The organism is Streptomyces sp. NPDC002580 (assembly GCF_042889485.1).
Lineage (GTDB): Bacteria > Actinomycetota > Actinomycetes > Streptomycetales > Streptomycetaceae > Streptomyces.
In genome coordinates, this window is sequence record NZ_JBIAQZ010000004.1 from 65800 (window position 1) to 78371 (window position 12572).

Sequence of the window (12572 nt, forward strand, 5' to 3'; positions counted from 1 at the left end):
GCGCCGCGGGGCGGGTCGGTGCGAGCGTCGCGGGGGGGCCCCGGGGGGGGGGGGGGGGGGGGGGGGGGGGGGGGTGGGGGGGGGGGGGGGGGGGGGGGGGCGGGGCGCGCCCCCCCCCCCCCGGGACCCGTGAGCGCACGAAAGGCATTTGGCAGGGGGCGCTGACCAGATCTTTCGACGCAAGGGGTGCTAGAGCGACATGACAACCACCGACTACTCGACTCCCGTCGCCTATCGAGAGGTGACGGACCACAACGGCCGTGTGTACCGCGTCGGCGAGTCCGACGTCGACATCATGGGGCGCAAACGCGCGTGGATGGTCTTCCTGCCCTGGGCGGGCATGCTGGGCATCAGCTCCGCCGAGTACGCGTTCACCTCGGCGGAGGACACGCTCCACAAGGCCCACCTGTGGAGCAGCGGACACATCTTCTGGCTGATGGGCGTCTGGGTCTTCTTCCAGGCGGCCGTGGCCTTCCCCGCCGGGCAGCTCCGCGAGAGCGGCAGGCTCCCGGCCCGTACGGCGATGCTGCTGGGCGCCCTGGGCACCCTGCTCGGCTATGTGGCGCTGGCGTTCGCCCCGCACGTGATCGTCGCCTATCTCGGCTTCGGCATGTGCAGCGGCATCGGAGCGGGCCTCGTCTACGCGACCTGCGTGAACATGGTCGGCAAGTGGTATCCGGAACGCAAGGGCGGCAAGACGGGCTTCGTCAACGGCGGTTTCGCCTACGGCTCCGTGCCCTTCGTCTTCCTGTTCACCTCGTACATGGACCTGGGCAACTACAAGGGCGTCCTGGTGGGCGTCGGTCTCCTCTGCTGCGCGGTGGTCGCCACGGCCGGCTGGTTCTTCAAGGACCCGCCGAAGGGGTGGTGGCCGGCGAACGTCGACCCGCTGAAGGTGTCCGACGACCCGAAGGTCCGGCGGGCGCTGGAGAAGAACCCGCCGGCTGCGAAGCAGTACACCCCCAAGGAGGCCTCGCGTACCCCTGTCCTGTGGATGATGTGGTTCTGTCTGCTGTGCACGGCCGGGATCAACATCTTCGGCATCGCCTTCCAGGTGCCGTTCGGCAAGGACATGGGCTTCGCCGGCGGGATCGTGGCCACGGCCATGTCCCTGAAGGCCATCGTCAACGGCACCGGGCGCGGTGTCATCGGCTGGATCTCCGACAAGTTCGGACGGCGCAACACGCTGATCATCGTGTGCCTGGTGCTCGGGACCGCGCAGTTCGGCGTCCTGATCTCCGGCCAGATGGGCAGCATGCCGTTCTTCCTGTTCTGCTCCATGGTCTCCGGCTTCGGCGGCGGCGCGATCTTCCCGCTGTTCGCGGCCATGACGGCGGACTACTTCGGTGAGAACAACAACGCCTCCAACTACGGCATGGTCTACAGCTCGAAGCTGATCTCGGGCCTGCTGGGCTCCGGCATGGGAGCGGTCGTCGTCGGCGCGTGGGACTACGAGGGGGCCTTCGTGCTCGCCGGGTGCATCGGCCTGGCGTCCGCCGTACTGGCCCTGTTCCTCAAGTCACCGGGCCGGCCGGGGGCCCGGACCGTCGTCCCCAATCCGCAGCCGCTGGGCGAGGAGATGGCGTGACCCGCGGTTGACGACCGCGAGCGCGTGGCGAACGTCCCGGCCGTACGAGGGAGCCCTCCCCGCGAATCAACGGGGAGGGCTCCCTCGTGTGCCGTGCCCTGCCGTGCGGCGGAGCGTCGGTCAGTCGTTGCCGCCGAACGCCGCGTCGAAGGAGGCCGACGGGGGTTCGAAGTCGTACCTCTTGAGGAACTTCAGGGCCTCGGGCGCGCCCTGGAGCCGGTCCATTCCGGCGTCCTCCCACTCGACCGAGATCGGGCCCGCGTAGTCGATGGAGCGGAGCATGCGGAAGACGTCCTCCCAGGGGACGTCGCCGTGGCCCGCGGACACGAAGTCCCAGCCGCGGCGCGGGTCGCCCCAGGGCAGGTGGGAGCCGAGCCTGCCGTTGCGGCCGTCGAGGCGCTTGCGGGCCTCCTTGCAGTCGACGTGGTAGATGCGGTCGCGGAAGTCGTGGAGGAAGCCGACCGGGTCGAGGTCCTGCCAGACGAAGTGGGACGGGTCGAAGTTGAGACCGAAGGCCGGACGGTGGCCGACCGCCGCCAGGGCCCGGTGTGTCGTCCAGTAGTCGTACGCGATCTCGCTCGGGTGGACCTCGTGCGCGAACCGGACGCCCTCGGCGTCGAAGACGTCCAGGATCGGGTTCCAGCGGGTCGCGAAGTCCTCGTAGCCGCGCTCGATCATCGACTCGGGAGCGGGCGGGAACATCGCGACGAGGTGCCAGATCGCCGAGCCGGTGAACCCGACGACGGTGTCGACGCCGAAGGCGGCCGCGGCGCGCGCGGTGTCGGCGATCTCGGCGGCGGCGCGGCGCCGCACCCCCTCGGCCTCGCCGTCGCCCCAGATGCGGGCGGGCAGGATGGCCCGGTGGCGTTCGTCGATGATGGCGTCGCACACGGCCTGGCCGACCAGATGGTTGGAGACGGCCCAGCACTTGAGGCCGTACTTGTCGAGGAGGGAACGGCGGGAGTCGACGTACGACGGATCGGCGAGCGCCTTGTCGACCTCGAAGTGGTCTCCCCAGCAGGCGAGTTCGAGACCGTCGTAGCCCCAGTCGCGGGCCAGGCGGCAGACCTCCTCGAGGGGCAGGTCGGCCCACTGGCCGGTGAAGAGCGTGAAGTTGCGCGGCATGACGGGCCTCCTCAGACCGCTATGGGGGTGTATACGGAGTTCTTGGCGGCGCTCTCCTCGACGGCGGCGAGGACGCGCTGCACCTGAAGTCCGTCGGCGAAGGACGGCGTGGGCGGCCGGCCGTCCGCGATGGCCCGGACGAGGTCGCGGGCCTGGTGGGCGAAGGTGTGCTCGTAGCCGAGGCCGTGTCCCGGCGGCCACCAGGCGTCGAGGTAGGGGTGGTCGGGCTCGGTGACGAGGATGCGGCGGAAGCCCGCGTGCGTGGCGGGCTGGGTGTGGTCGTGGTACTCGAGTTCGTTGAGGCGCTCCAGGTCGAAGGCCAACGAGCCGCGTTCGCCGTTGAGTTCGACGCGCAGGGAGTTCTTGCGCCCGGTGGCGAAGCGGGAGGCCTCGAAGGAGGCCAGGGCTCCCGAGGTGAAGCGGCCGGTGAACAGGGCCGCGTCGTCGACGGTGACGGGACCCGAACCGGGCCCGTCCCCCTCGACCGGCTCGCCGGCCCGCGGGGCGGCCGACAGCCCGCTGGACGTCCGCGCGGGCAACGGCCGTTGCCGTACGAAGGTCTCGGTGAGGGCGGAGACCCCGCCGAGCGGCTCCCCCGTCAGATACTGGGCGAGGTCGATGATGTGGGCCCCCAGATCACCGAGGGCTCCCGAGCCGGCGCTCTCCCTGCGGAGCCGCCAGGTGAGCGGGAACTCCGGGTCCACCAGCCAGTCCTGAAGGTACGTCACCCGCACGTGCCGCAGCGTTCCGAGGCGTCCCTCGGCGACCATGGAACGGGCCAGTGCCGTGGCGGGGAGCCTGCGGTAGTTGAAGCCGACCATCGCCATCTGGCCGCGCCCGGCGGCTTCGGCCGCCGCCGCCGTCATCGCCTCGGCCTCCTCTACCGAGTTCGCGAGGGGCTTCTCGCACAGCACGTGCTTGCCCGCGGCCAGCGCGGCGACGGCGATCTCGGCGTGGCTGTCGCCGGGTGTGCAGATGTCGACGAGGTCGATGTCGTCCCGGGCGATCAGCGCGCGCCAGTCGGTCTCGACGGCCCCCCAGCCGTGCCGGTCGGCCATCGCCCGCACCGCCTGTCCGTCCCTGCCGCAGACGGCGGCGAGGACCGGGCGGCGCGGCAGGTCGAAGACGTGGCCCACGGTGCGCCAGCCCTGTGAGTGGGCGGCGCCCATGAACGCGTAGCCGACCATGCCCACGCGCAAGGGCGGCTTCGCGGCCTCTTCGCCCTGGTCCGACTCTCCCATGCGGATGTCCTCCTCGTCGTCGTGGCTCGGTGGGGATGGGGCCCGGCCCCCCGAACCGGGCCCCTGGAACCGGCGGCTCACTTGAAGCCGGTGGCCATGTACTGCTCGACGTTGTCCTTGTCGACGACGGCCGAGTAGAGCGTGAGCGACGCGGGGATCTCGAACTCGGCGAGTCCCCCGACGCCCTTGCCCTGCCCGAGCGCGCGGGCGAGGTCGATCGCGGAGGCGGCCATGGTCGGCGGGTACAGGACGGTCGCCTTCAGGACGCTGTCGTCGGCGTCGATGGCCTGGAAGGCGGAGAGCGCACCGGCCCCGCCGACCATCAGGAAGTCGTCGCGTCCGGCCTGCTTGATCGCCCGCAGCGCTCCGACTCCCTGGTCGTCGTCGTGGTTCCACAGGGCGTCGAACTTCGACTGCGCCTGGAGGAGCTGGGACATCTTGGCCTGGCCGGACTCGACGGTGAACTCGGCCGCCTGGCGGGCGACCTTCTTGATGTTCGGATAGTTCTTCAGGGCCGCGTCGAAGCCCTCGGTGCGCTGCTTGGTGAGTTCCAGGTTGTCGAGTCCGGCGAGCTCGATGACCCGGGCGTTCTTCTTGTCCTTGAGCTTCTCGCCGATGTAGTGGCCGGCGCTCAGTCCCATCCCGTAGTTGTCACCGCCGATCCAGCAGCGGTACGCCTGGGGCGAGTTGAAGATCCGGTCGAGGTTGATGACGGGAATGCCCGCACGCATCGCCTTGAGGCCGACCTGGGTGAGGGCCTTCCCGTCGGCCGGCAGCACGACCAGGACGTCGACCTTCTTGTTGATCAGCGTCTCGATCTGGCCGATCTGCGCGGCGGTGTCGTTGGAGCCTTCGGTGATCTCCAGGCTGACGTCGGAGTACTTCTTCGCGCGGCTCTTCGCGTTGTCGTTGATGGCGTTGAGCCAGCCGTGGTCGGCCTGCGGTCCGGCGAATCCGATGGTGACGTGCTTGCCGGGCTTGTCGTCGGCGGCCGACTGATCGTTCGCGGCCGGCTTGTCGTCCTTGGTCTCGTTGCTGGTACAACCGACGAGGAAGGCACCGGCCGATACGGCGGCGGTCCCGAAGAGCAGTCCTCTGCGGCTGGTCAGGCTCATGGGTTCTGGCATGGCGGTGGGCCTTTCCCGTGTCAGGTCGTACTTGCGGTGCGCCGCTGGACCAGGACCGCGGCGACGATGATCGCGCCCTTGGCGATCTGCTGGACGTCGCTCTGGAGGTTGTTCAGCGCGAATATGTTGGTGATCGTCGTGAAGATCAGGACGCCGAGGACCGAGCCGGTGATGGTGCCGCGGCCCCCGCTGAGCAGGGTTCCGCCGATGATCGCGGCCGCGATGGCGTCGAGTTCGTAGAGGTTGCCGTTGGTGTTCTGGCCGGAGCCGGACAGGATGATCAGCAGGAAGGCGGCGATGCCGCAGCACAGTCCGGAGAACAGGTAGAGGTACAGCCGCTGACGTCGTACGTCGATGCCGGCGAGCCGTGCGGCCTCCGCGTTGCCGCCGACAGCGACGGTGCGGCGGCCGAAGGTGGTGCGGTTGAGGGCCAGCCAGCCGATGACGGTGACGACGGCGAAGACCAGGACGAGCGGCGGGACGCCGAGCACGTAGGAGTCGCGCTCGCCCAGCTTGAGGAGGCTGTCCACCGACACGATCTGGGTCCTGCCGTCGGTGATCTGGAGGGCCAGGCCGCGGGCCGAGGCGAGCATCGCGAGCGTCGCGATGAACGGGACCATCCCGCCGTACGCGATGAGCAGTCCGTTGACCAGACCGCAGGCCAGGCCGACGAGCACGGCGGTGAAGAGGATGCCCGCGAAGCCGTACTCCTGGGTGGCGACCGTCGTCGCCCAGACGGAGGCGAGCGCGACGATCGCGCCCACCGACAGGTCGATGCCGCCGGAGGTGATGACGAAGGTCATGCCGACGGTGACGACACCGATCACCGAGGCCTGGGTCAGCACGAGTTGGAGGTTGCGGGTGTCGAGGAACTCGTCGGGCCTGGTGACGCCGCCGATCACGATCAGGGCGGCGAGGACGCCGAGGAGCGAGAGGGTGCGGACGTCCGCGCGGGCCACGACCGTGCGCCACCCGGGGAGTTCACCCGTCGAGGGCATCTTGTCGGTGCTGTCCCGGGGCGGGGACACGTGCTGCGTCATGACGCGGGGCTCCCTTCACTGGCCACAGGGCTTCCTTCCATGACGAGGTCGAGTACGCGGTGTTCGTCGAGTTCCCGGGCGGGTGCGGTGTGCACGACGCGCCCCTCGCGCAGCACCAGGACGCGGTCGGCGAGCCCGAGCACCTCGGGCACTTCACTGGAGACCAGCAGGACGGCGAGCCCTTCGTCGGCGAGCCGTCGGATCACCGCGTACAGCTCGGCGCGGGCTCCGACGTCGACGCCTCGGGTGGGTTCGTCGAGGAGCAGGACGCGGCAGCCGCGCAGCAGCCAGCGCGCCAGCACGGCCTTCTGCTGGTTCCCGCCGGACAGGGTCCTGACCGGCGCCGCGGGGTTGTCGGGGCGCAGGGACAGCTCGCGGGTGGCCGCCCGTGCCGCGTCGCGTTCGGACCGCCGGTCGATCCAACCCCCGTAGGCGAAGCGGGACATGGAGGACACCGAGACGTTGCGGGTGACCGACTCCAGCATCAGCAGGGCCTGCGCCTTGCGTTCCTCCGGAGCCAGTCCGAGTCCGGCGCGTACGGCGGTCCGTACGCTGCCGGTTCGCAGCGGCCGTCCGTCCACGCTGACCCGGCCGGTCGTCGGTCTGCGCGCCCCGTAGATCGTCTCCAGGATCTCGGAGCGGCCCGAGCCGACGAGTCCGGCCAGCCCGACGATCTCACCGGGCCGTAGTTCTAGGTCGAGTTCCGCGAACTCCCCTTGCCGGGACAGTCCTTGCACCGCGAGAACGGGGTCGCCCGACGCCGGTTCGCGGGGCCGGTCGGGGAAGACGTACTCGACGTTGCGCCCCGTCATCAGCGCCACCACCTCGCGGGTGGGCGTCGACCGGGCCGGCAGCCCGCCCGCCACGGCGCGCCCGTCCTTGAGGACGGTGACCCGGTCGCCGATGCGCCGGATCTCCTCCAGGCGGTGCGAGATGTAGACGACGGCGACGCCGTCCGCGGTCAGGTCGCCGACGATGCGGAAGAGGTTGTCGACCTCGTCGGGGTCGAGGGCGGCCGAGGGCTCGTCCATGACGATGAGGCGTACCTCGTGGGAGAGGGCTCGCGCCATGGAGACGATCTGCTGCTGGGCCGCCGACAGGTCGCCGACGAGCCGTGCCGGGTCGATCTCCGGATGGCCGAGCCGCTTGAGCAGCAGGGCGGTCGCCGCCTTGGCCGCCTTGCCCCGGACGACGAATCCGGCGGCGGTGGGTTCATGTCCGAGGTGGACGTTCTCGGCGACCGACAGTCCCTCCACCAGGTCGAGTTCCTGGTAGATGGTGGCGATGCCGAGGCGCATGGCGGCGATCGGGGACTTGAGGGTGACGGGTTCGCCGCGCCAGGTGATGGTGCCGTCGTCGGGTTGGTGGGCGCCGGCCAGGACCTTGATGAGCGTGGACTTCCCGGCGCCGTTCTGGCCGAGCAGGCAGTGCACTTCGCCGGTCCTGACGTCGAGGTCGACGCCGTCGAGGGCCCGGACTCCCGGGAACGACTTGGTGATGCCGGACATGGTGAGCAGGGGTGGTTCTGGTGCCATGGCGGTTCCTCTGGCAGGCGTGCGGGCCGGTTGCCGGGCGGTGCGTGTACGGGGCGAGCGTTTTCGGGCACGGCGGAGCCGGGGCTCGGCGCCGGTGGTGCGATCGCCGGTGGTGCGATCGCCGGTGGTGCCTTACGCGGTCGAGAAGAGGTGGTCGCTGATCAGCCGGGCCCCGCCGATGACTCCGGCGTTCGGTCCCAGCTCCCCGAGGACGATGGGCAGATTGCCGGTCGCGAGCGGAAGCGACTGGCGGTAGACCTGTGTGCGGATCGCGGCGAGCAGGGTGTGGCCGAGTCCGGTCACACCACCGCCGATCACCACCAGGCCGGGATTGAAGAAGCTCACGAGTGCGGCGATGACCTGGCCGGTCCGGTTGCCGCCCTCCCTGATCAGGTCGAGCGCGGTGGCGTCGCCGGCGGCGGCCGCCGCGGCGACGTCGACGGCACTCAGCCCGCCGTTCGCCTCCAGCATCGAGGCGAGTTCGGCCGACAGTCCCTGGCGGGCCGCCTCCTCGGCGTCCCGCGCGAGCGCGGCACCGCTGAAGTGGGCTTCCAGGCAGCCCCGGTTGCCGCAGGCGCACGGTCGCCCGTCGGGAACCGCCTGGATGTGCCCGATGTCGCCGGCGCTGCCCGTCGCCCCGCGATGGACCTCGCCGCCGACGACGATGCCGCAGCCGATACCGGTGCCGATCTTGACGCAGAGGAAGTCGTTCACGGAGCGGGCCACGCCCGCGTGCTGCTCCCCCATGGCCATCAGGTTCACGTCGTTGTCGACCATGACCGGGCAGCCGAGTTCCTGACTGAGTGCCTCGCGGACCGGGAAGCCGTCCCAGCCGGGCATGATCGGCGGGGCGACCGGGACGCCCTCAGGGAACCGGACGGGTCCCGGGACGCCGATGCCCGCGCCGTCGAAACCCTCGGCGAATCCCGACGCCTTCAACTTCGCGGCCATGGACAGTACTTGCTCGAACACCGCGATCGGGCCCTCGCGTACGTCCATGGGCTGGTTGATGTGGCCGAGGATGTCCAGCTCCGCGTTGGTGACGGCCACGTCGATCGAGGTCGCTCCGATGTCCACGCCCAGGAAGCGCAGTGTCGGCGCGAGCCGGATGTTGTGGGACCGGCGCCCGCCCCGCGAGGCGGCGAGTCCGTCGGCCACCACGAGCCCGGTCTCCATCAGCCGGTCCACCTCGACGGCCAGTTTCGACCGTGAGAGGTCGACCTGATCACCGAGCTGGGCACGGGAGTTGGGGCCACCGTCACGCAACAGCCTGAGCAGTCGCGTCTGATGTGCGTTAGCGGGTCGCGCCGTCATACGTCTCACGAACCCCTCCCCGCCTCGATCGGCTTGCAACCGTCACGTTCCGGCCACCCGCACCGGTCGTGCTTTCGGGGGGAACGTAGCAGTGGCTGCCCGGACTTGGAAGAAGTCGTGCAGGAATTTCTCTCCACTTTCCCCACTCCCAGGACAAAGGGCGATCGACGACCGGAGAACCGGGCGCCGGACGGGACGGCCGCATACGATCTCCGGCATCGGGCCGTCACGGGGGGACACATGAGCGGAGCAAGGAACGAAGCGGGCCGCACGCGGGGCGACGAACCGGCGGTGCCGACCGCGCGGAGGATGCCGAGGCCCCTCCCGACCGGGGTCCCGGCTGAACACCCGGGCGGACATACGGGCGGCCGTCCGGGCGTGCCCGCCGGTGAGGACATGGGCGGGGACCCGGGCGGGGCGGGGCGCAGGGTCAGCACCCTGGAGCTCTTCTTCGACCTGGTCTTCGTCTTCACCCTCACCCAGCTGACCGTGCTGCTCGCCTCGGACCTGTCGTTCGCGACGGCGGCGCGCGTGGCGCTGATCTTCGTCGTGCTGTTCTGGATGTACGGCGCGTACGCGTACCTCACCAACCAGGTTCCGCCCGACCGGCCTTCACGGCGCCTCCTGCTGCTGCTGGGGATGGGCGGCTTCCTGGTGTGCGCGCTGGCCATCCCGCGCGCCTTCGACGACGGCGGGGTGGTCTTCGGCCTCGGATTCCTCGCTGTCGTCCTCGTGCACAGCGCGCTCTACACCCGCGGCCACGGTCGCGACGTCGTCTGGTACGCGGTGCCGAACGCGCTGGCCGCGCTGGCGGTCACGGCGGCCGGGCTGTTCGACGGCCCGCGCGCCGACGCGCTGTGGCTGCTGGCGCTGGCGCTGCAGTTCGTCACACCGTTCCTCGCCGAGCACGGTCCCCGGCGCCGCAACGGACGCGAAGCCGCGGCGCTGCGCGCCCAGTTGGGAGCGTTGGACCCGGCCCACTTCGTCGAGCGGCACGGACTGCTGCTCATCGTCGCGTTCGGCGAGTCCGTCATCGCGATCGGCATCGGCATCGGGAACCTGCCGCTCACCGCGGACCTGTTCGTCGGCGCCTTCCTCGCTCTCGCGCTGGCCGGCGCCCTGTGGTGGACGTATTTCGTGCGTGACGAGCACGGAGCGGAGGCGGCGTTCACGGCGGCGCCGCCCGACCGGCGCTGGCGCCTGGCGATGAACGCGTACTACTACGCCTTCCTGCCCATGCTGCTCGGCATCGCCTACTGCGCGGCGGGGGTCAAGAAGACGCTCGGGCACCTCACCGAGCACCTGCACACCGGACCGGCCCTGGCACTGGCGGGCGGGGTCGCGCTGTTCCTGGCCGGGGACGTGGCGTTCCGCGCGGTGCTGCGACTGTGGCCGGTGACCTTCCGCGCCGCCGCGGTACCCGTCGCGGCGGCCACCGCGCTGCTCGGCATCCATCTGTCCGCGGTCACCGAACTGCTCGCCCTCGTCGCGGTGTTGGTGGTGATGCTCGGCGCGGAGGCGCGCTGGGCGCCGTCGGGCAGCGCACCGCGCCACACCGCGGGAAGCCGGGACCTCGCCGCCGGAACCGCCCCGGATCCGGACCCGGATTCCGACTCGGACTCTGCCCTTGCTTCCGGCTCCGGCTCCGGCTCCGGCTCCGGCTCCGGCTCCGGCTCCGGCTCCGGCTCCGGCTCCGGCTCCGGCGAAGTCTCCGTCGGCTGACTACTTCTCGCGCTCGTGGTACATCTTCCGCGTGTGCTCCGTGTGGGCCCGCATGACCGCGGTGGCGCGCTGTTCGTCCCGGTCGGCGATCGCGGCGATCAGTTCGCGGTGTTCCGTCCAGGACTGCAGGCCGCGCTGCCGGGCCACCGGTGTGTAGTACCAGCGGACCCGGCGGTCGACCTGTGCCGCGAGTTCGGCGAGGACCGTGTTGCCGGCGAGTTCCATCACCTTGGCGTGCAGCCGCGCGTTCGTCGCGACCGCGCCGTCGACGTCGTCCGCGGCGACCGCCCGCTCGCCCTCGGCGCACAGGCCTTCGAGCGCCGTGATGGCGGCGGCGCCCGCGTTGGCCGCGGCGAGCCGGGCGGCCTCGGCCTCCAGGAGTGTGCGGACCGTGAGCAGCTGGTCCGCCTCCTCCTCGGTCGGCTCGTGCACGAACGCGCCCTGGGCGGGCCGCAGATCGACCCAGCCCTCGGTGCTCAGCCGCTGCAGGGCCTCACGCACCGGCTGCCGCGACACCCCGAGATGACCGGCGAGTTCGCTCTCGACGAGATGTTGGCCGGGCTGCAGGGCGCGGGTGGTGATGAGCTCCAGCAGCGCCTCGTAGACACGGTCACGCAGCGGCCCGGGCCGCTCGAGCCTGGGTACCGCTCCCTGAGGCAGTCCTGTCGACAACATCACGGTCCCTCCTGGGCAGCGCCGTCGCCGCGATAGGAAAGTCGATTGTCAATTGTCTTTCGCCTACAGTCTACGGCGCACAAACGCCTACAGGCACAGGGAGTTGGGCTTGTCACACCCGGGTGCGCGAGGGCCGGACGGGCAGCTCAGGGCGCCTCACGGGCAGCGGACGACCTGGCCCGCGTACGACAGGTTGCCGCCGAAGCCGAACAGCAGGACGGGGTCCCCGGTGGAGATCTCGCCGCGTTCGACGAGCTTGGAGAAGGCGAGCGGGATGCTCGCTGCGGAGGTGTTCCCGGAGTCGACGACGTCCCGTGCGACGACGGCGTTGACCGCGCCGATCTTCGTGGCGAGGGGTTCGATGATGCGCAGGTTGGCCTGGTGCAGGACGACTCCGGCGAGGTCCTCGGGCGCGAGACCGGCCCGCTCACAGGCCTGCCGGGCGATCGGCGGCAGCTTGGTGGTGGCCCAGCGGTAGACGCTCTGGCCCTCCTGGGCGAACCGCGAGGGGGTGCCCTCGATGCGTACCGCGTGCCCCATCTCGGGCACCGAGCCCCACAGCACCGGCCCGATGCCGGGCTCCTCGCCGGCGGGACAGGCCTCGACGACCGCGGCTCCCGCGCCGTCCCCGACCAGGACGCAGGTCGTGCGGTCGGTCCAGTCCGTCACGTCGGTCATCTTGTCGGCACCGATGACCAGCGCGCGGGTCGCGGCACCGGCGCGCACGGTGTGGTCGGCGGTGGCGAGGGCGTGGGTGAAGCCGGCGCAGACGACGTTGATGTCCATGGCCGCCGGCGAGGGGATGCCGAGCCGGGCGGCGACCCGGGCGGCCATGTTCGGGGAGCGGTCGACGGCCGTGGACGTGGCGACGAGCACCAGGTCGATGTCGGCCGGCGTGAGGCCCGCGGCGGCGAGCGCCTTGGCGGCGGCGTGCGCGGCCAGCTCGTCGACCGGTTCGTCGGGCCCGGCGATGTGGCGCGTCCGGATGCCCACCCGGCTCCTGATCCACTCGTCGCTGGTGTCGACCAGGCCCGCCAGGTCCTCGTTGGTGAGTACCTTGGCGGGCTGGTAATGGCCTACGGCGGCGATCCGAGAGCCGTTCATGAGTGGTCCCCCTCGTGTTTCGGTAGCGGGATCCTCCAGTCTGATCAATGACTCACGAGTACGACGGCAGGTGATGCCACAGGATTGGGACGCCAGGCTTG

General features: G+C 70.9%; 10 protein-coding genes. 2 read left to right on the forward strand and 8 right to left on the reverse strand.

From position 1 onward, the window contains the following. Positions 1-199: 199 nt before the first annotated feature. Positions 200-1588 carry an OFA family MFS transporter gene (locus tag ACFYW7_RS14440; protein ID WP_389501799.1) on the forward strand — a complete coding sequence of 463 codons (1389 nt, stop codon included), beginning with the start codon at positions 200-202 and terminating at the stop codon, positions 1586-1588. 120 nt (positions 1589-1708) lie between these two features. Here the strand turns inward: ACFYW7_RS14440 and ACFYW7_RS14445 are convergent, their stop codons facing one another. The 6 genes from ACFYW7_RS14445 to ACFYW7_RS14470 form a co-directional block, all read right to left on the reverse strand. Next, entirely contained in the window at positions 1709-2713 is a 1005-nt protein-coding gene (locus ACFYW7_RS14445; RefSeq protein ID WP_389501801.1) for a sugar phosphate isomerase/epimerase family protein, read from the reverse strand. 11 nt (positions 2714-2724) lie between these two features. Continuing rightward, positions 2725-3954 (reverse strand): Gfo/Idh/MocA family protein, encoded by a 1230-nt coding sequence (locus ACFYW7_RS14450; protein ID WP_389501804.1) that lies wholly within the window; start codon positions 3952-3954, stop codon positions 2725-2727. A 77-nt stretch (positions 3955-4031) separates the two neighbouring features. Then, positions 4032-5081, reverse strand: coding sequence for a substrate-binding domain-containing protein (locus ACFYW7_RS14455; RefSeq protein WP_389501807.1), 1050 nt, complete (start codon positions 5079-5081; stop codon positions 4032-4034). 20 nt (positions 5082-5101) lie between these two features. Beyond that, on the reverse strand, positions 5102-6121 hold the full coding sequence (locus ACFYW7_RS14460) for an ABC transporter permease (protein WP_389501809.1): 1020 nt from the start codon (positions 6119-6121) through the stop codon (positions 5102-5104). Further along, positions 6118-7656, reverse strand: coding sequence for a sugar ABC transporter ATP-binding protein (locus tag ACFYW7_RS14465; RefSeq protein ID WP_389501811.1), 1539 nt, complete (start codon positions 7654-7656; stop codon positions 6118-6120). Before ACFYW7_RS14465 ends, ACFYW7_RS14460 begins: the two co-directional genes overlap by 4 nt. A gap of 132 nt (positions 7657-7788) precedes the next feature. Further along, complete coding sequence (locus tag ACFYW7_RS14470) at positions 7789-8970, reverse strand: ROK family transcriptional regulator (protein WP_389502696.1); 1182 nt, start codon at positions 8968-8970, stop codon at positions 7789-7791. Positions 8971-9348: 378 nt separating this feature from the next. Here ACFYW7_RS14470 and ACFYW7_RS14475 point away from each other — a divergent pair, with 378 nt between their 5' ends. Then, the gene (locus ACFYW7_RS14475; protein WP_389501812.1) at positions 9349-10692 is read left to right on the forward strand and encodes a low temperature requirement protein A; all 1344 of its coding nucleotides are present in this window, start codon (positions 9349-9351) and stop codon (positions 10690-10692) included. Here ACFYW7_RS14475 and ACFYW7_RS14480 read toward each other — a convergent pair whose 3' ends face one another. After that, on the reverse strand, positions 10693-11367 hold the full coding sequence (locus ACFYW7_RS14480) for a GntR family transcriptional regulator (protein WP_389502698.1): 675 nt from the start codon (positions 11365-11367) through the stop codon (positions 10693-10695). A 156-nt stretch (positions 11368-11523) separates the two neighbouring features. Beyond that, complete coding sequence (locus ACFYW7_RS14485) at positions 11524-12471, reverse strand: beta-ketoacyl-ACP synthase III (RefSeq protein ID WP_389501815.1); 948 nt, start codon at positions 12469-12471, stop codon at positions 11524-11526. Positions 12472-12572 lie beyond the last annotated feature (101 nt).